This is a genomic window from Streptomyces sp. NPDC093089, assembly GCF_044754405.1.
In the GTDB taxonomy this organism is placed as follows: domain Bacteria; phylum Actinomycetota; class Actinomycetes; order Streptomycetales; family Streptomycetaceae; genus Streptomyces.
The window spans coordinates 120,827-137,457 of sequence record NZ_JBIVPA010000009.1 but is presented as its reverse complement, the minus strand read 5'-3'; the positions used below and the strand labels follow the sequence as shown (position 1 = coordinate 137,457).

Annotated in this window: 21 protein-coding genes; 10 read left to right on the top strand and 11 right to left on the bottom strand. The window is 74.5% G+C overall.

Annotated elements, in window-relative coordinates:
- Positions 1–24: 24 nt before the first annotated feature.
- The gene (locus ACIQFX_RS22065) at positions 25–531 is read right to left on the bottom strand and encodes a nitroreductase family deazaflavin-dependent oxidoreductase (RefSeq protein WP_402465923.1); all 507 of its coding nucleotides are present in this window, start codon (positions 529–531) and stop codon (positions 25–27) included.
- Between the two features lie 129 nt (positions 532–660).
- On the opposite strand from ACIQFX_RS22065, the gene ACIQFX_RS22060 reads away from it, so the two are divergent.
- From ACIQFX_RS22060 to ACIQFX_RS22050, 3 genes are all read left to right on the top strand, one after another.
- Positions 661–1,356, top strand: a complete 696-nt coding sequence (locus ACIQFX_RS22060) for a TetR/AcrR family transcriptional regulator (RefSeq protein ID WP_402465920.1) — start codon at positions 661–663, stop codon at positions 1,354–1,356.
- A 110-nt stretch (positions 1,357–1,466) separates the two neighbouring features.
- On the top strand, positions 1,467–2,675 hold the full coding sequence (locus ACIQFX_RS22055; protein WP_402465918.1) for a sensor histidine kinase: 1,209 nt from the start codon (positions 1,467–1,469) through the stop codon (positions 2,673–2,675).
- A gap of 124 nt (positions 2,676–2,799) precedes the next feature.
- Complete coding sequence (locus ACIQFX_RS22050; RefSeq protein WP_402466529.1) at positions 2,800–3,462, top strand: response regulator; 663 nt, start codon at positions 2,800–2,802, stop codon at positions 3,460–3,462.
- A gap of 109 nt (positions 3,463–3,571) precedes the next feature.
- Here ACIQFX_RS22050 and ACIQFX_RS22045 read toward each other — a convergent pair whose 3' ends face one another.
- Positions 3,572–4,318: a maleylpyruvate isomerase family mycothiol-dependent enzyme gene (locus ACIQFX_RS22045; protein ID WP_402466526.1), complete on the bottom strand. Its 747-nt coding sequence runs from the start codon at positions 4,316–4,318 to the stop codon at positions 3,572–3,574.
- Between the two features lie 110 nt (positions 4,319–4,428).
- Complete coding sequence (locus ACIQFX_RS22040; protein ID WP_402465915.1) at positions 4,429–5,661, bottom strand: MFS transporter; 1,233 nt, start codon at positions 5,659–5,661, stop codon at positions 4,429–4,431.
- Between the two features lie 114 nt (positions 5,662–5,775).
- Between ACIQFX_RS22040 and ACIQFX_RS22035 the strand changes: the two genes are divergently transcribed.
- The 3 genes from ACIQFX_RS22035 to ACIQFX_RS22025 all read left to right on the top strand — a co-directional run bounded on the left by ACIQFX_RS22035 (position 5,776) and on the right by ACIQFX_RS22025 (position 8,094).
- Positions 5,776–7,002 carry an ROK family protein gene (locus ACIQFX_RS22035; protein ID WP_402465912.1) on the top strand — a complete coding sequence of 409 codons (1,227 nt, stop codon included), beginning with the start codon at positions 5,776–5,778 and terminating at the stop codon, positions 7,000–7,002.
- Between the two features lie 106 nt (positions 7,003–7,108).
- Complete coding sequence (locus ACIQFX_RS22030) at positions 7,109–7,579, top strand: LLM class flavin-dependent oxidoreductase (RefSeq protein ID WP_402465910.1); 471 nt, start codon at positions 7,109–7,111, stop codon at positions 7,577–7,579.
- Positions 7,549–8,094: an LLM class flavin-dependent oxidoreductase gene (locus ACIQFX_RS22025; protein WP_402465907.1), complete on the top strand. Its 546-nt coding sequence runs from the start codon at positions 7,549–7,551 to the stop codon at positions 8,092–8,094. The genes ACIQFX_RS22030 and ACIQFX_RS22025 overlap by 31 nt, the downstream gene beginning before the upstream one ends.
- Positions 8,095–8,168: 74 nt before the next feature.
- Here the strand turns inward: ACIQFX_RS22025 and ACIQFX_RS22020 are convergent, their stop codons facing one another.
- Entirely contained in the window at positions 8,169–8,642 is a 474-nt protein-coding gene (locus ACIQFX_RS22020; RefSeq protein ID WP_402465904.1) for an SRPBCC family protein, read from the bottom strand.
- A gap of 308 nt (positions 8,643–8,950) precedes the next feature.
- Between ACIQFX_RS22020 and ACIQFX_RS22015 the strand changes: the two genes are divergently transcribed.
- Complete coding sequence (locus ACIQFX_RS22015) at positions 8,951–9,721, top strand: SAM-dependent methyltransferase (protein ID WP_402465902.1); 771 nt, start codon at positions 8,951–8,953, stop codon at positions 9,719–9,721.
- 48 nt (positions 9,722–9,769) lie between these two features.
- Here ACIQFX_RS22015 and ACIQFX_RS22010 read toward each other — a convergent pair whose 3' ends face one another.
- Complete coding sequence (locus tag ACIQFX_RS22010) at positions 9,770–10,354, bottom strand: DUF4865 family protein (protein WP_402465900.1); 585 nt, start codon at positions 10,352–10,354, stop codon at positions 9,770–9,772.
- Between the two features lie 56 nt (positions 10,355–10,410).
- The gene (locus ACIQFX_RS22005; protein ID WP_402465898.1) at positions 10,411–11,001 is read right to left on the bottom strand and encodes a TetR/AcrR family transcriptional regulator; all 591 of its coding nucleotides are present in this window, start codon (positions 10,999–11,001) and stop codon (positions 10,411–10,413) included.
- A gap of 219 nt (positions 11,002–11,220) precedes the next feature.
- Between ACIQFX_RS22005 and ACIQFX_RS22000 the strand changes: the two genes are divergently transcribed.
- Positions 11,221–11,508 (top strand): SHOCT domain-containing protein, encoded by a 288-nt coding sequence (locus ACIQFX_RS22000; protein ID WP_402465896.1) that lies wholly within the window; start codon positions 11,221–11,223, stop codon positions 11,506–11,508.
- A 95-nt stretch (positions 11,509–11,603) separates the two neighbouring features.
- A complete protein-coding gene (locus tag ACIQFX_RS21995) occupies positions 11,604–12,158 on the top strand; it encodes a dihydrofolate reductase family protein (RefSeq protein ID WP_402465893.1) in 555 nt (184 codons plus the stop codon).
- A 19-nt stretch (positions 12,159–12,177) separates the two neighbouring features.
- Here the strand turns inward: ACIQFX_RS21995 and ACIQFX_RS21990 are convergent, their stop codons facing one another.
- A complete protein-coding gene (locus ACIQFX_RS21990) occupies positions 12,178–12,786 on the bottom strand; it encodes an ATP-binding protein (RefSeq protein ID WP_402465890.1) in 609 nt (202 codons plus the stop codon).
- A 273-nt stretch (positions 12,787–13,059) separates the two neighbouring features.
- Entirely contained in the window at positions 13,060–13,380 is a 321-nt protein-coding gene (locus tag ACIQFX_RS21985) for a hypothetical protein (protein WP_402465887.1), read from the bottom strand.
- Positions 13,381–13,554: 174 nt separating this feature from the next.
- On the opposite strand from ACIQFX_RS21985, the gene ACIQFX_RS21980 reads away from it, so the two are divergent.
- Entirely contained in the window at positions 13,555–14,697 is a 1,143-nt protein-coding gene (locus tag ACIQFX_RS21980; protein ID WP_402465884.1) for a PLP-dependent cysteine synthase family protein, read from the top strand.
- Here the strand turns inward: ACIQFX_RS21980 and ACIQFX_RS21975 are convergent.
- From ACIQFX_RS21975 to ACIQFX_RS21965, 3 genes are all read right to left on the bottom strand, one after another.
- Positions 14,657–15,157 carry an SRPBCC family protein gene (locus ACIQFX_RS21975; RefSeq protein ID WP_402465882.1) on the bottom strand — a complete coding sequence of 167 codons (501 nt, stop codon included), beginning with the start codon at positions 15,155–15,157 and terminating at the stop codon, positions 14,657–14,659. The two genes, ACIQFX_RS21980 and ACIQFX_RS21975, sit on opposite strands and share 41 nt — an antisense overlap.
- Before the next feature lie 134 nt (positions 15,158–15,291).
- Complete coding sequence (locus tag ACIQFX_RS21970; protein WP_402465879.1) at positions 15,292–15,732, bottom strand: SRPBCC family protein; 441 nt, start codon at positions 15,730–15,732, stop codon at positions 15,292–15,294.
- 25 nt (positions 15,733–15,757) lie between these two features.
- Positions 15,758–16,585, bottom strand: coding sequence for a DeoR/GlpR family DNA-binding transcription regulator (locus tag ACIQFX_RS21965; RefSeq protein WP_402465876.1), 828 nt, complete (start codon positions 16,583–16,585; stop codon positions 15,758–15,760).
- Positions 16,586–16,631 lie beyond the last annotated feature (46 nt).

The following is a 16,631-nucleotide window of genomic DNA, read 5'->3' as shown; positions in this document are numbered from 1 at the left end:
GACGGGCTCCGTCGTCCCGGCCGTTCACGCGGCCGGGGTGACGGGGCCCGTCGTCGTGATGCGGAAGACGGGGTGCTTGGGCGCGGCGGCGCGCAGCTCCTCGGTGGAGGAGTCGGGGCCGACACCGCCGAAGAAGACGCCGACCTCGGCCTTCCAGCGCTTGAGGTAGGCGCGGAGCAGCACGGGCTTGTCGTCGTCGGCCACCTCGACGGCGGTGAACTCCTGCACGTGCTTGCCGAGGTGCAGCTGCCCGCCGCCGGCGGCCCGCATGTTGTGGGTCCACTGGACGTGGCCGCGGGGGGCCACGAGGTACCGCTCGCCGTCCACCGTCAGGAGGTTGACGGGGGTGCGGCGCCATTCGCCGCTCTTGCGGCCACGGACGGCGAGCACGCGGGAGCCCCAGACGCTGATGCCGCGGCGGGTCATCCAGGCGACCGAGCGGTTGAGGACGTTCACCGTGAACCAGCCGGGCTTCATGACGTGCGCGGCGGGGTTGCTGGGGTTGCTGTGGTTGGTCGGCTGAGCGGACATGCGGTCCCCCTGAGGTTTGAAGTGTGAGCACTGCTCTCGCTTGAGATCAGTGTGCACGGATCGGCGCTCATAAGCAAGAGCGGTGCTCTCATTTCATTGCACTGCTCTGAAAGTGGCACACTGCTCTCCATGACCACCGTTCGAGGAGCCCGCGCCCGCGCCCGCATCGAGATCACCGCCGCCATCAAGGACGAGGCCCGCGCCCAGCTCGCCGCCGAAGGCGCAGTCAAGCTGTCCCTGCGCGCCGTCGCCCGCGAGCTCGGCATGGTGTCGTCCGCGCTGTACCGCTACTTCCCCAGCCGCGACGACCTGCTCACCGCCCTGATCGTCGACGCCTACGACGCCGTCGGCACCGCCGCCGAGCGGGCCGACGCCGACAGCGCGGGGCTGCGCCCCCTCGACCGCTGGACCGCCGTCTGCCGCGCCGTCCGCGCCTGGGCCGTCGCCCACCCGCACGAGTACGCCCTGATCTACGGCTCCCCGGTCCCCGGCTACACCGCCCCCCAGGACACCGTCGCCCCCGCCGCCCGCGTCGGCCTCGTCCTCATCGAGATCACCCGCCGCGCCCACGAAGGCGAGGGCATCGCCCTCCCCCCGCTTCCCGACGACCTGCGGCCCGAGGCCGAGCGCATCGCCGCGGACATCGCCCCCGACCTCCCTCCTGCCCTGGCCGCCGCCCTCGTCGCCGCCTGGGCGCAGCTCTTCGGCCTCGTCTCCTTCGAGGTCTTCGGCCAGTTCAACCGGGTCGTCGAGGACCGCGGCACGTTCTTCACCACGGCCGCCCGCCGCCTTGGCCAGGACGTGGGCCTGCTGCCGCGCGGCTGAACCCCGGGAGGGGCCGGCGGTGACGGGCCCCGTCTACTCCGGCGGGAGTACGCGTGACCACCCCGCCGGGCTGACGTCCTCGCGTGCGGCGCGCGGTTAGCGTGGCCGGTATGGACGAGGCGTGGTCGGGCGGGAGCGGTGGTGGGGGGCCCTTCGGGCGGTGGGGCCGGACGGGCGGCCGCCGGGGTCTGCCGTGGAGGTCGACGCTGCTGGTCGCCGTACTGGCCGTGGTGGGGACCGGGCTCGCGGCGCGGAACCAGCCGGACCGGGAGGCGCTCGACGCGTTCGGGCGGGTTCTGCTGCTGCTCGGCGCGGTGCCGCTGCTGTTCCGTCACCGCAGGCCGGTGCCGGTGGTGTTCGGCGTCGCGGCCGTCACCCTCGGGTACCTCGCGGCGGGGTACCCGTACGGCCCGGTCTTCCTCATGGTGGCCGTCGCCTGCTTCGCCGCCGTGGTCCACGGGCACCGGACCGCCGCCCGGTGGGCCCTCGGCCTGCTGTGGGCCGGTCATCTGCTGCTCGCGCACTGGCTCTACCGATGGCTTCCCCCGGCCGGCGACGGGCCCGGGCCCTGGGGGCAGGAGCTGTCCGCGGCCGCCTTCGCCGTCGCGGTGCTCGCCGCGTCCGAGCTGGTACGGGTCCGGCGCGAGCAGTGGGAGCAGCACCGGGCCGAACGGGCCGCGGCCGAACGCCGGCGCGCCGGCGAGGAACGGCTCCGGATCGCCCGGGAGCTCCACGACGTGCTCGCCCACTCGATCTCCGTGATCAACGTGCAGGCGGGGGTCGGCCTCGCCCTCCTCGACTCCGACCCCGAGCAGGCCCGCACGGCCCTCACCACCATCAAGGCGGCCAGCAAGGAGGCCCTCGGCGAGGTGCGGCAGGTCCTCGACACCCTCCGTACCCCCGGCGACGCGCCCCGTGCCCCCGCCCCCGGTCTCGGCCGGCTCCCCGAGATCGTCGAGCAGGCCGCCGCCGCGGGCCTGGCCGTCTCCGTGACGACGAGCGGCACGGGGACGGACCTGCCGCCCGGTGCCGACCTCGCCGCCTTCCGGATCGTGCAGGAGGCGCTCACGAACGTGGTGCGCCACTCCGGCTCCCGTACCGCCCGGGTCGAGATCGCCCGCGGCCCGCGGCGCCTGGACCTGCGCGTCGACGACGACGGCCCCGCCACCGGCACCGAGGCGGGCGGCAGCGGCAACGGCCTCGCCGGCATGCGCGAGCGGGCCGCCGCCCTCGGTGGCACCATCGAGGCGGGCGCCAGGCCCGACGGCGGCTACCGCGTCCACGCCGTACTCCCGCTGCCTCCGGAGGAGGCGCCGTGACGGGAGGGACCGGGTGACCGGAGGAGGCGCCGTGACGGGACGGGACCCGGTGACCGGCGGAGACAGTCTGACCGGAGGAGACCCCGTGACCGGAGGAGACCCCGTGACCGGTGGAGATCCCGCGATCCGCGTGCTGCTCGCCGACGACCAGTCGCTGGTCAGGGCGGGGTTCCGCGCGCTCCTCGACGCCCAGCCGGACATCGTGGTGGCGGGGGAGGCGGCGGACGGCGAGGAGGCGGTGGAGGGGGTGCGCGCGCTGCGGCCGGACGTCGTGCTCATGGACATCCGGATGCCGCGGCTCGACGGCCTGGAGGCCACCCGGCGCATCACGGGCGATCCCGGGCTCGACGGGGTCAGGGTCGTCATGCTGACCACGTTCGAGCTCGACGAGTACGTCTTCGAGGCGATCCGCGCCGGCGCCTCCGGCTTCCTCGTCAAGGACACCGAGCCGGAGGAACTGCTGCGGGCCGTGCGCGCGGTCGTCCACGGGGACGCGCTGCTCTCCCCGGGTGTGACGCGCCGTCTGATCGAGGAGTTCGCCGCCCGTTCCAAGGCCCCGGCCGCCACGAGCGCGCTCGGCGCGCTGACCGACCGCGAGCGGGAGGTGATGGCCCTGGTGGGGATCGGCCTCTCGAACGAGGAGATCGCCCGCAGGCTCGTCGTCAGCCCTCTCACCGCCAAGACCCACGTGAGTCGCGCGATGGTGAAGCTCGGTGCGAGGGACCGCGCCCAACTCGTCGTCCTGGCCTACGAGTCCGGTCTGGTACGGCCCGGCTGGCTCGGCTGAGCCGCGTACCGGCCCCGGTTTCGGCCCCGGCCCCGAGTCCGGGTCCGGGTCTGGGGCCGGAGCCGCCCGCCCATGCGTACGGACGGACCCGGCGCGGGGTTCGGCCCGTTCAGATGATCGCCGAGTTCTCCCGCCACAGCCGGGCGAGGGCGTCGTCCCCGGTCAGGGTCACGGCGTCGGTGGGCAGACGGTTCCAGAGGGCCAGGTACAGCCGGTGGGCGGGGCCGCTCAGTTCCGTGTCGGCGGGGGTCGCGGTCGTGGTGCCCCGCTCCGTCCGGGGCGGTTCCGTCGCGGACAGCCGTACGGTCCACACGTCGCCGGTGTCCGTGGCGCGGACGCGCAGGGTGCGGGGCTCGGGCGTGTGCACCCGGCTGCGGTCGCGGGCGTGGAAGCCGCGGAGGAGCTCGTCGATGCCGTCGGCGGCGAGGGTCGCGTCCACCGGACCGGGGCCGGTCGCGAGCGCGGATTCGGCGTCGGCGCGGTGGACGGTCGTCTCGTGGGCCTGCCGTCGGGCCCAGAAGGCGAGCGGCGAGGGGGCCGGCAGGAAGGTCCAGCACACCAGCGTCTCCGGTGCCGCGCGGAGGGCGGCGACGAGCAGCGCGTGGCCCTCGCGGTAGTGGGCGAGCAACTCGTCGCCGTCGAGGGCCGGTTCGCCGCCGTCCGGGTGGTACGCGGTGTGCCCCTCGGCGACGAAGGCGGTGGCCCAGCGGTGCACCGTGGTGGTGTGCCGGAGGAGGTCCCGGATCCGCCACTCCGGACAGGTGGGTACGGCGGCGTCGGGTCCGGCCTCGGCCGCCGCGTCCGCGAGGGCCAGGCCCGCGGTCTCCAGTGCGTCGATGTGTTCCGTGGGCTTCATCGTGTGTGCGGTGATCGCGTCCATGGGGTGGATTCTGGCAGCTCCGAGAGCCCGGGCGGGCGGTGGCGCGGAGGAGGCCGACGCCACCGCTCCGGTTCGGCCCGCCCGGTTCAACTCGCCCGTTCCGCTCCCGCGTTGCGGGCCCAGTAGCCCATCGCCGCGGCGCCGGCGGCGAGTGCCGCGACCGTGGTGAGCGCCATCGGCAGGGAGAACCAGTCGGCGAGGAAGCCGATGGAGGGCGGGCCGAGCAGCATGCCGCCGTAGCCGAGGGTGGAGGCCGTCGCGACGCCGCCGGGGCCGGCGAGGGCGCCCGCGCGGGCCACGGCGACGGGGAAGATGTTGGCGAGGCCGAGACCGGTGATCGCGAAGCCGAGGAGCGTCGCCCAGACGGTCGGTGCGAGCGCGCCGAGGAGCATTCCGGCGGCTGCCGTCGCCCCGCCGGCCACGAGGGTGCGGGTCTGGCCGAGGCGTTCGAGCAGCACGGTGCCGGAGAGCCGTCCTGCGGTCATGGTCAGCGCGAAGACGGAGTAGCCGGCGGCCGCCACGCCCGGGTGCGCGTGGAGGTCCTGTTCGAGGTGGAGGGCGCCCCAGTCGGCGAGCGCCCCTTCTCCGTACGCCGTGCAGAGCGCGATCACGCCGAAGACGACGACCGTGCGGCGGGAGGCGCGTGCGCGTGTGCCGGCCGCGGCGGGGCCGGTGGGCGCCGCGAGGGTCTCGGGGAGCGTCGGTGAGGGGTGGCGCAGGAGCACGGGCCCGGCGGCGGCGGTGAGGGCCAGGCCGACGACGGTGAGGCCGAGGAGGTGGGTGGTGGGGGAGAGGCTGCCGGCGAGGAGGCCGCCGATGCCGGCGCCGAGCATGCCGCCGAGGCTGAAGGCGGCGTGGAAGCTCGGCATCACGGGGCGGCGCAGCGCGGTCACCAGGTCCACGGCCGCGCTGTTCATGGCGACGTTGATCCCGCCGTACGCGGCGCCGAAGACCAGCAGGACGAGGCCGAGCGCGAGCGGCGACCGGGTGAGCGCCGGGAGGGCCACCGAGAGGGAGAGGAGTGCGGCGGTGGCGACGGTGACGGGGTGGGGGCCGTAGCGGCGGCAGAGCCGGCCCGTCAGCGTCATGGTGATCACTGCGCCCGCTGACACGCCGAGCAGGGCGAGGCCGAGGTCGCCGGCCGAGGCGCCCGTCTGCTGCTTGACGGCGGGGATGCGGACGACCCAGCCGGCGAACAGGAAGCCGTCGAGGGCGAAGAAGAGGGTCAGGGCGGAGCGGAGGCGGGACAGGGAGTCGGTGGCGGTGTCTCCGCCGGGGCCCCCCGATACGGCCGTCCGTACTTTGTTTAGTAGCGGCACAAATTCAGGATAGGGGGCGGCGGCCCGTGGAATCAACTGCGCAGACCGCGTCCCGGTCGGGGTGTGGTGGGGTGCGGGGCCCCGCGGCGGTCCGATCATGGGAGACTCGCCCCCATGAACGGCAAGGCGACGACGATCCGGACACGGCTGGACAGGGGGCGCAACGCGCTCGGCCCCGCGCTGGAGCTGGTGCACACCGGCAGGGCGCCGACACGGGCCGTTCTCACCGCGGAGCTCGGCGTCACCCGGGCCACGGCGGGCGCCGTCGCCGCCGAGCTGGAGGCCCTCGGCCTCATCCGGGTCGACTCCAACCCGGGGGCCGCCGCCGGTTCCCAGGGCCGCCCCTCGCACCGGCTCTCCGTCGACGAGAACGGGCCCGTCGCCCTCGCCGCCCAGGTCCACGCGGACGGCTTCCGCGCCGCCCTCGTCGGCCTCGGCGGCACGATCGTCGCCACCGCCCCCGGCTGCGTCACGGTGTCCGCCGACCCCGCCCAGGTGCTCGGCGCCGTCGTCGACGCCGGCGCCGCCCTGCTCGAGGAGAGCGGCCGCCGCTGCGTAGGCGCCGGGCTCGCCGCCCCGTCGGCCGTGGCCGAACCCGAGGGCACCGCCCTCAATCCGCTCCACCTCGCCTGGCCCGCCGGGGCGCCCGTCCGGGAGATCTTCGCCGAACGGGTGCGCGCCGCCGGCATCGAAGGCCCTGCCTTCACCGGGAACGACGTCAACCTCGCCGCCCTCGCCGAGCACCGCCACGGCGCCGGGCGCGGCGCCCGCGACCTGCTCTGCGTGGCCACCGGCCACCGGGGCGTGGGCGGCGCCCTCGTCCTCGACGGCCGCCTCCACACGGGCAGCTCGGGACTCGCCCTGGAGGTCGGCCATCTGACCGTCAACCCGGAGGGGCGGCCCTGCCACTGCGGCAGCCGGGGCTGCCTGGACGTCGAGACCGACCCGCTCGCCTTCCTCACGGTCGCCGGGCGGGCTCCGGGCCCCGAGGTCTCCCTGCTCCAGCAGGCCCGCGACCTGCTGCGGACGAGCCGCGACGACGCGGGCGTCCGGGTCGCCGTCGGGGAGCTGATCGACCGGCTCGGCCTCGGCCTCGCCGGACTGGTGAACATCCTCAACCCGGACCGGATCATCCTCGGCGGCCTGCACCGCGAGCTCCTCGACGCCGACCCCGAACGGCTGCGCGCGGTCGTCGCCGACCGCAGCCTCTGGGGCCGCAGCGGCGGTGTGCCGATCCTGCCCTGCACGCTCGACCACAACAGCCTCGTCGGAGCCGCCGAGCTGGCCTGGCAGCCGGTGCTCGACGACCCGCTGACCGCCCTGGGGCGCGCGGCGGTCTGAGAGGCCCCGGGCGTACGGCTCCGATGGCCCCCGTGCCGCCGCTGCCGCCTCGATCCCGCTCGTGGTTCGCACCACGAACTAATAACGTTCGTGATGCGAACTTCGCATGCGGTTGTGCGAGTTCGGCGACCTCGGCGCTTTCAGCGGTTTCGGCGGTTTCACGGGGAAGGGCGAGACGACGACCGGACGACAGGCGCTCTTCGGCTTCGGTGCGCACAGCGGGATCGACGACGGCCCCGACCTGGTGCGCAGGGTCCAGCAGGGGGACGACGACGGGCTCGACCTCTTCTCGCTGTCGGACCACCCCTACCTCGGCGGGCGCCTCGACGCGTACGCCGCCCTCGGATTCCTGCTCGGCGGTACGCGACGGATCTCGGGCTTCGCCAACGTCACCAACCTGCCCACCCGGCCCGCCCCGACGCTGGCCCGCACGGTGACCACGCTCTCGGCGCTCACCGGCGGCCGCGTCGTGCTCGGCACGGGAGCCGGCGGGCTGTGGGACCGGATCGCCGACATGGGCGTGCCGAAGTCGTCCCCGGGGAGGCCGTGGAGGCCTTCGAGGAGGCGATCGTCCTGATCAAGAAGCTGTCCGGCGGCGGCGCGCCGGTCACCCACCAGGGACGCCACTACCGGGTGAACCGGGTCGAGCCCTCGCCCGTGGCCGCGCCACCCGTCTGGACCGGCTCCAACGGCCGCGAGTCCCTGGCCGCCACCGGCCGGGTCGCCGACGGCTGGCTCCCCGGCCACGCGGCGGACTGGCTCAGCGAGCGGTACCGGGCCTCGCGCCCGGTCGTCGACGAGGTGGCCGCCGCCGTCGGCCGCGACCCCCGGGAGATCCGTACGGTCTGCAACCTCCCCGGCCGGATCACCGAACAGCCCCTGGCCGCCACGCGCGATGCCGACGGGCGCTGGATCGGCGGCTCCGTGGACCAGTGGGTCGAGGAGCTGACCGGGGCCGTCCTCGAACACGACGCCTCCGGCTTCGTCCTCTTCTCCGAGGGCGGCGGCGCGCAGCACATCGACGCCCTCGCCCGCTGGGGCCGCGAGATCGTCCCCGCGGTGCGCGAGGCCGTCGCCGAGGAGAACGGCTGAGCGAGCGACGGGGCGCGGCGGCCGCGGCGTGCCGTCGGCCGGAGGGCCGTCTCCCCGGGGCCCCGGCCGGGGGGTCACCTCCCCGGGTCGTCCCGCCCCTCGGCGAGCTCGGCGAGCCGGTCCAGGGCCGTGCGGGTGCCGGTCTCGTTCTGGTCGGCGGGCACGGCGTCGGGGATCCCCTCGTGCACGAGCCTGACCTCGGTGCCGCCCCCGACGGGGATCAGCGTCGTCGTCAGGGTCATCGCGCCGTGCAGCCGGGGGTCCTCGGACTCGAACTCGATGATCTCGACGACCCGCTCGTCCGGCACGAGCTCCACGAAGCGGCCGTGGTACGTGTCCGTGCCCGCCCCCGACTTCCCGGTGCCGTCGATCGTGTCGTAGTGCAGCGAGACCCGGAACTCGCCTCCCTCGCGCACGTCGAAGGAGTGGACCTCGCAGGTCATGCCGTACGGCACCCGCCACCGCGCGACCGCGTCAGGGTCGAGCAGCGAACGGTAGACCGCCGAGGGCGGGGCGTCGACGTGGCGGGACGCGCGTGAGGTGTACACCCCTCCAGGCTAGTGCTGTGGCCGGAAGGGTTCACCGCCTCACGACGCCCGGCGCGGCACCTCGCCGCGTTGTCGGACCGCGCAAGTAGTCCACAGTACGAGCCGCGGCCCTCCGCCTTGCGACGCGTCCCCTCGGCCCTGGCGGGCCTGGGGAGGCCCCGTGCACCGGACGCCGCGAACCGGCAGACCTTTCCGGCCACAGCACTAGGCGCGTCCCGCCGATCGGGCAGGGCTCGCAGGGCCGGTCGGCCGTTCCCCGCGGCAAAGGGGTTGGGCGGCGCGGGAGGGACGACGTACTGTTCCGCCTCATGATCACCAAGGAATCCGACCTCCCTCCGCGCCTCGGCAGTCTCACCTTCCACGGGCCGCTCTCCGAGGAGCGTGCCACCCGCATGATCGAACGGCTGGCCGCCTCCGGCCCCGCCGACGTGCTGGACATCGGCTGCGGCTGGGGCGAGTTGCTGCTGCGCGTCGTCGAGGCGGTGCCCGGGGCCGAGGGGGCCGGTCTCGACATCAACGCCGAGGACCTGGCCCGCGGGCGGGCCCTGGCCGAGGAGCGCGGGCTCGCCGACCGCGTGGCCTTCGTCGAGGAGTCGGCGCTCGGCACCGAGCGGGGCCCGGTCGACGCCGTCCTGTGCCTCGGGTCGAGCCAGGCGCTCTGCGACCCCGAGCTGCCGTACGACCCCGCCGCCGTCCTGCGCGAACTGCGCCGCCTCGTGCGCCCCGGCGGGCGGGTCGTGCTCGGCGAGGGCTTCTGGGAGCGCACCCCCACCGAGGCGGAGCTGGCCCGGATGTGGCCCGGCGCGAGCGCGGACGACCACTTCACCCTCGGCGCGCTCGTCGACCTCGCGATCGAGGCGGGCTTCCGGCCCGCCTGGATCGAGACGGCGAGCGCCGACGAGTGGGAGGAGTTCGAGTCCGGCTACCGCTACGACACCGAGGTCTGGCTCGCCGCCCACCCCGACCACCCGCTCGCCGCGGAGACCCGCGACCGCGTGGACCGCCAGCGCTCCACCTGGTTGAACGGCTACCGGGGCGTCCTCGGCATCGCCTACCTCACGCTCGTCGCCGTCGCCTGACCCCCGGCCGGCGGGACCCGGCGCCGGGGGCACCCGGGCCCGCCGGCGTCACCACCGCCGGCCCGTTCCCAGCCCCTTGCGGCCGGGCGCCGAGAGGTGCAGCACCCGGAAGCGCTCGCCCTCGCCGGCGGGCGCTTCCGCGTCCGCCCACAGGGTGAAGGAGAGCAGCTCCCAGTGGCGCGGATCGATCGCGAGGGCGGAGGCCACCACCCCGTCCCGCCCGGCCTCCCGCGCGTGCCGGTCCAGCGCCTCCGCCACCGCCTCGCCCGGCTGGGCCTCCTCCCCGAGCGGGATCCGGCGGCGCGTCGCGGCACCCGGCACCGCCTCGGACGCCGGCCCCTCCTCGTACGCCAGGCCCGTCCAGTGCTGGACGACGGGCCGGCCGAAGTCCCGCACGATGCCCTGGAAGCCCGGGCCCCAGAGGAAGGCGTTCATGCCCTCGTGGCCCGCCCACAGGTAGAAGGGCGCGTACTGGTTCACCGGTGACCCGGCCTCCCGCTCCCTGACCAGGTACGCCTTCAGGCCGAGCCCCGGGAAGTCGTCGAGGAGGTGGCCCCTGGTGGCCACCCGCTCGCGGATGATCCCCATGTCGTAGTCGGCGGGCAGGGTGATCTCGTACTGCATCGCGTGCACGGGACGGACTCCGGATCTCGGGAGGTGCGGTGGTCGGGCCCGCCGCGGGACGGGGGTCAGGACGAGGCGGCGCGCGGGGCGAGGAGGGCGAGGAGACCGCGCACCGCGCTGTCGAAGGGCGCCCGGGAACCCGCCGCCCGGGCCAGGACGTAGCCGCCCTGGACGGTGGCCACGACGGTCGCCGCGGTCTCGGCCGGGTCGAGGGATCCGCTCAACTCGCCGCGGTCCAACCCCTCCCGCACCACTTCGGCGAGCCGGTCGCGCAGCCGGCCGAGCACCTCCTCGACCGGGGCCCGCAGTTCCGGGTGGGCGAGCACCTCGGGGTCCATCGTCAGCCGGCCCACGGGGCAGCCGCGCAGGACCTCGCGCTCGCGCAGCAGATAGGCCTCGATCCGGGCGTACGCCGGCCCCTCGGCGCCGAGCACCGCCTCGGCCTCCGCGCCCAGCTCCTCGGCGGTACGGCGGATGGCCGCCAGCGCCAGGTCGGGCTTGCCGGCGAAGTGGTGGTACATGCTGCCCTGGCCCGCGCCCGCCGCCTGCTGGACGGCCTTGGGGCTGGTTCCCACGTAGCCGCGGTCCCAGAGCAGCTCGCGGGTCGCCTCGATCAGTCGCTCGGGGGTGCTCATGCTCATGAGCACACTGTACATACCAGTAGGTACAGTTCGGAAGGCATGGTCCCCGCCCCGCCGCCCCTCGCTCTCCGTCTGCCGCGCTCCTGGCGCTCCCCGCCCTCCCCTCGTTCCCCGCCCGCCGTACTCCCCTCGTCGTACGCGCGAAGCCGCTGTCCGTACGACGACCCGGGGCCCCTCGTGGAGTGATGCTCGGAGCAGGAACATCACCCCGGCGCACCGAGGAGCTGAACGGTCATGAACACACTTGCCCACGCGGGGCCCGGCCCGTGGATCCTCTTCGTCCCGCTCGTGTGGGCCGCCGTCGTCATCGGCGTCGTCACGCTCGCGCGCCGTGCGGGCCTGCGCAGGGGCGGGGGCTTCGGGGGCCGGCGCGACGGGGGGCCCGACGAGCGTTCGCCGATCGCGCTGCTCGGCCACCGGTTCGCCGCGGGCGAGATCGACGAGGACGAGTACTGGCGCCGGCTGACGGTTTTGGAGGAGCAGTTCGGCCGCGCCGTGACGACGAAGGGGCGCCGGACGTGACCGGCGGGCCCGTTCGCCCGCGTCGGCCGCGGAACTCCCCGTCGCCCGCATAGTGTTCGGCGTATCGGCAACCCCGCACTCGGCACGGAGGAATCATGCGCAAGGTCGTTTCCGGTCTGTTCGTCTCGCTCGACGGTGTCGCCCAGTCGCCGAACGAATGGCAGTTCGCCTTCGACGAGGAGATGGGCGCCGCACTGGGGGAGACGCTGGAGACTGCGGACACGATCCTGCTCGGCCGGGTGACCTTCACGGAGTGGGCCGGCTACTGGCCGACGGTGACCGAGGGAGAGGACGCCGGCTTCGCCCGGTGGATCAACGAGTCGCCGAAGCACGTCTTCTCCTCCACGCTGGAGAGCGTCGACGAGTGGGCGAACAGCACGCTCGTCGACGGCGACGCCGCGGCCGCGATCGAGAAGCTCAAGGCGGGCGAGGGCAAGAACATCACCGTGGCGGGCAGCCCGACCCTGGTGCGCTCGCTCCTGGAGCGGGACCTGCTGGACGAACTGGTGCTGCTGATCCACCCGGTGGTGGCGGGCGAGGGCCGCGCGAAGCTGTTCGCCGACGACGCCGCGCTCAAGAAGCTGGAGCTGGTGAGCGCCCGGCCGACCAGCAGCGGCGTGATCATCGCGACCTACCGCCCCGTGCGCTGACCCGTCGGAGTCCGCACGCTCAGCCCGCCCGGCCCGCCAGGACCGAGCGGGCCCCGAGCGGTGCCAGGACCGGGTCGATCGGCGTGCTCAGCGGCACCCCGACCGGGAAGCGGCCGTAGCCCGTGAGGGAGCCGTCGGTCGCGGCACCGTGGCCGGCGTGCGCGCACTCCTCGACCGGGACGGCGGACGGCGGCGCCGTGAGGGTGAACCACACGACCTTCCCGTCGGCCCCGCACGGGCGGACGCCCCAACTGTCGCTCACGGCGCCGACGATGGCGAGGCCGCGACCGGAGGTGGCGAGCCGCTCGTAGGCGGCGAGGGGGTCGAACCCGTCGAACCCGTCGAGTGGTTCCGGGTCGGCGGCCTCCGGTATGCGGGGGTCGTGGTCCCGGACGGAGACCGTCAGCCGGTCGAGCAGCAGCTCGACCTCGACGAGGCACCGCTTGTCCGGCTGCGCGTGCCGGTGGACGTTGCTCAGAAGCTCGGTGACCCCGAGCACGGCATGGTCGACCAAGGCGTCGAGTTGCCAGTGGCGCAGATGGGCGGAGACGATCCTGCGGACCTGACCGATCCGCGACGGCAGGGCCTGAAGCTCCACCGCGTAATACCTGCTCGGCTCGCTGATCACGGCTGCGACTCCCCGAAGTAGTCCGGAAGAAGACGAAGAACCCGATTCCTCATGCGGTACAGCAGAGCGGCGACCGGAACACAACGTCACCGCTGATGACTCATGGTGAGATGGTTCCAGCGTGAACCAGCGGTGAGCGCCCCGCAACTCGCGGCGATCCGTGCCTGGTCAGGGCCTGCGCGCGACGGCCCGGCGCCGTCCTCCCGCGCGCGACGGCCCGGCGTCGTCGGACCACGCGCGACGGCTCAGGACCGTCGGCCTGCGCGCGACGGCTCAGCGTCGCCCGGCGGCCCGTTCGAGCGCTGCCAGGAAGCGCCCCGAACCGGCCGATTCCCCGGTGTCGTCGACGCCGCCGTCCTCGTGCAGCGTCAGCCGGTACCGGGTGCCGTTCACGGTCGCGACCGCCTCGTCGGACTTCGCGAACCACGGCCGCCCCGCCCGGACGGCCCCCACCGGGGCGCTGTCGATCTCGCTGCCGTAGCTCGTGAGCAGGGCGAGCCGCCCGTCCTCGATCCGTACCTCGCCCGCTCGGGTCAGCGAGCGGGGCCAGCGTGCGATCCGTACGCCCCGCGCCGTGAACTCGGGTTCCGCCATGACGATCCGCCCCTTTCACCCGGTTGTCGCTACCAGTGTGCCGGGCCGTCGGCGACCGCACCAGTAGCCCGTCCGCAAGGCATCCCTATGGATCCCCAAAGGGAACGTTTGCCCAGGTGGGAGCGGTATCGTCGGCTGTGGGGCACCCCTGGACGCGACCGAGGAGAGACACGGATGAGCACCACGGAGAACAGCGCCGGCAGCGGCGTCACCGGCGCGGTGGCGACCGTCGACGTCGACCGCAGCGACCCGGCGTACCGGGCCTGGCTCAAGGAGGCCGTCCGCAAGGTCCAGGCCGACGCCAACCGCTCCGCCGACACCCACCTGCTGCGCTTCCCGCTCCCCGAGAAGTGGGGCATCGACCTCTACCTCAAGGACGAGTCCACCCACCCCACCGGCAGCCTCAAGCACCGGCTGGCCCGCTCGCTCTTCCTGTACGGCCTCTGCAACGGCTGGGTCCGGCCCGGCAAGCCCGTGATCGAGGCGTCCAGCGGCTCGACCGCCGTCTCCGAGGCGTACTTCGCGAAGCTCATCGGCGTCCCCTTCATCGCCGTCATGCCCCGTACGACCAGCCCCGAGAAGTGTCGGCTCATCGAGTTCCACGGCGGCCGGTGCCACTTCGTCGACGACTCGCGCACGATGTACGAGGAGGCCGCGGCCCTCGCCGAGCGCACCGGCGGCCACTACATGGACCAGTTCACCTACGCGGAGCGGGCCACCGACTGGCGCGGCAACAACAACATCGCCGAGTCGATCTACCAGCAGCTGCGGTTGGAGCGCTACCCGGAACCCGCCTGGATCGTGGCCACCGCCGGCACCGGCGGCACCTCGGCGACCATCGCCCGCTACGTCCACTACACGCAGCACGACACCCGGATCTGCGTCGCCGACCCCGAGAACTCCTGCTTCTTCGACGGCTGGACGCACAACGACCCGGACGCCACCGCCGACTGCGGCTCCCGCATCGAGGGCATCGGCCGCCCCCGCATGGAGCCCAGCTTCGTGCCCGGCGCCGTCGACCGCATGATGAAGGTGCCCGACGCGGCGACCGTCGCCACCGTCCGCGCCCTGGAGGCCGCGATCGGCCGCAAGGCGGGCGGCTCCACCGGCACCGGCCTGTGGAGCGCCCTCAAGATAGTGGCCGAGATGGTCGAGCAGGAGCGCACCGGCAGCGTCGTCACCCTGATCTGCGACGGCGGCGAGCGCTACCTCGACAAGTACTACTCCGACGACTGGCTGGCCGCCCAGGGCCTCGACATCACCCCTTACACCGCCGCTATCGAGCGCTTCCTGGCGACGGGAGCCTGGCCGGAGTGAGCCGCCGGTCGAGCCGGCGCGCCGCGTCCCGGAAGGAGAGCCCCACGCCGGGCGCGGCGACCCGCAGCGCGAGACGCAGCGGGGACGGGCCGTCGGCGGCCATGGTCCAGCGCAGCCGGGTGCCCTTCCCGGCGGGGGAGAGGGACCACTCCTCCGCCATGGCCGTCACGCCGGGGGCGTTCGTCTCGTCCACCCGGTACGCGTAGCGGACGTCGGGCTCGGAGGCCAGGATCGTCTCCTCGAACGCTATGCCGCCCCGGAGCCTGACCGTCCGGCCCCCGCCGTCGCCCGTCGGCACGGCGGACGTCACCGCGGTGAACCAGGACGGCAGGCTCCCCACCTCCACGGCCACCGACCGGTAGACGGCCGGCGGCGGTGCGGCGAGCGTCGCCGTGAACACCAGGCGGACGGGTGCGGACGCGGTGAAGTCGAGCTCCACCGGCCTCAGTCGGCGTGCCATGGACCCTCCGGGGGACGGGAGCGGGACAAGCACCCTAGCTGACGCGCCGTCAACGGCACAGGGGTCGCCGCTGTGCTCCACGCCTCACTCGCCGGAGGTGCCCCGCCGCCGGAACGGCGGGGCACCCGCGTGCGTCACCCCTGCCGCAGCAGCCCGTCCAACGCGCGGCCGAACAGGAACCGGCCCGCCGACCGCAGCACCGGATCGAAGACCCGCGGCACGCCCCGCACCGCCAACTCCTCCGTCCACACCACCCGGCAGCCGCCGCCCGGCGCTTCCGCCACCTCGACGAGCGCCCAACCCAGCACCACCCGACCGGACTTCGCCAGACGGCACGCGCCGGGACGGCCCGCCGCCGGCGGCTCCCAGCGCACGACCTCCATCGGGTCGTCGAAGGAGAGCCGGCCGACGCCCGTCCGGGCGGTGAACCGCGTCCCCGGCCCGTTCGGCCCCGGCGTCAGCACCCGCGTCCGGGTCAGCGGCACCTGACGTCCGTGCGCGGGCCAGTCCGTCAGCCGTCGCCACACCTCCGCCGGATCGAGCGGCACCGACCGCTCGATCCGGAACGGCGTCACGCCGGCACCTCGCGACGGGCGGGCCTCACGCCTGCTCCTCGTCCGCCACCAGGACGCCGGGCACGTGCTCCGCCACCTCGGCCCGAACGCCGTCGGGAAGCCCGCGGTCCGTCACCCAGGTGTCCACCTCGCCGAGATCGCCGAACGAACTCAGGCCGACCGTCCCCCACTTGGTGTGGTCGGCGACGAGCACCACCCGGCGCGCCGAACGCATCAGGCAGCGGTTCGTCTCCGCCTCCGCGAGGTTCGGCGTCGACAGGCCGGCCTCCACCGACACGCCGTGCACCCCCAGGAAGAGCAGGTCGAAGTGGAGCGACCGGATCGCCCGGTCCGCCACCGGACCCACCAGCGCGTCGGACGGCGTCCGCACCCCGCCCGTCAGGACCACCGTCGCGGCCCCGCGCCGCGACTCGCCCCCCGCGCCCGCCGACTGCGCCTCGTGGAACACGTCCGCGACCCGCACCGAGTTGGTCACCACCGTCAGGTCGGGCACGTCGAGCAGGTGCCGGGCCAGGGCGAAGGTGGTCGTGCCCCCGGACAGCGCGATGGCCGTGCCCGGGGCGACCAGCGCCGCCGCCGTCCGCGCGATCTCGTCCTTGGCGCTCGGTTCGAGCACCGACTTGGCCGCGAACCCCGGTTCGTGGGTGCTCGCCTCCACCACCGGAACGGCCCCGCCGTGCACCTTCGCCACCATGCCCTGCCGCGCCAGCGCGTCCAGGTCGCGACGGATCGTCATGTCCGAGACGTTCAGCCTTCGGGTCAGCTCGTTGACCCGGACGCCGCCGCGCCGCCGGACCTCGTCGAGGATCAGGGCGCGCCGCTGCTCCGCGAGGAGGTTCTGGTTGTCAGTCACCGCCGGGGCCGGTCCTTCCGCAGAAGACAAGAGGATGGATGTCGGA

Bases quoted from the DNA above. Each gene is read 5' to 3' on its own strand.
- ACIQFX_RS22065 (WP_402465923.1), bottom strand. From the start codon at position 531: ATGTCCGCTCAGCCGACCAACCACAGCAACCCCAGCAACCCCGCCGCG.
- ACIQFX_RS22060 (WP_402465920.1), top strand. From the start codon at position 661: ATGACCACCGTTCGAGGAGCCCGCGCCCGCGCCCGCATCGAGATCACC.
- ACIQFX_RS22055 (WP_402465918.1), top strand. From the start codon at position 1,467: ATGGACGAGGCGTGGTCGGGCGGGAGCGGTGGTGGGGGGCCCTTCGGG.
- ACIQFX_RS22045 (WP_402466526.1), bottom strand. From the start codon at position 4,318: ATGAAGCCCACGGAACACATCGACGCACTGGAGACCGCGGGCCTGGCC.
- ACIQFX_RS22035 (WP_402465912.1), top strand. From the start codon at position 5,776: ATGAACGGCAAGGCGACGACGATCCGGACACGGCTGGACAGGGGGCGC.
- ACIQFX_RS22030 (WP_402465910.1), top strand. From the start codon at position 7,109: ATGCGGTTGTGCGAGTTCGGCGACCTCGGCGCTTTCAGCGGTTTCGGC.
- ACIQFX_RS22015 (WP_402465902.1), top strand. From the start codon at position 8,951: ATGATCACCAAGGAATCCGACCTCCCTCCGCGCCTCGGCAGTCTCACC.
- ACIQFX_RS22005 (WP_402465898.1), bottom strand. From the start codon at position 11,001: ATGTACAGTGTGCTCATGAGCATGAGCACCCCCGAGCGACTGATCGAG.
- ACIQFX_RS22000 (WP_402465896.1), top strand. From the start codon at position 11,221: ATGAACACACTTGCCCACGCGGGGCCCGGCCCGTGGATCCTCTTCGTC.
- ACIQFX_RS21995 (WP_402465893.1), top strand. From the start codon at position 11,604: ATGCGCAAGGTCGTTTCCGGTCTGTTCGTCTCGCTCGACGGTGTCGCC.
- ACIQFX_RS21985 (WP_402465887.1), bottom strand. From the start codon at position 13,380: ATGGCGGAACCCGAGTTCACGGCGCGGGGCGTACGGATCGCACGCTGG.
- ACIQFX_RS21980 (WP_402465884.1), top strand. From the start codon at position 13,555: ATGAGCACCACGGAGAACAGCGCCGGCAGCGGCGTCACCGGCGCGGTG.
- ACIQFX_RS21975 (WP_402465882.1), bottom strand. From the start codon at position 15,157: ATGGCACGCCGACTGAGGCCGGTGGAGCTCGACTTCACCGCGTCCGCA.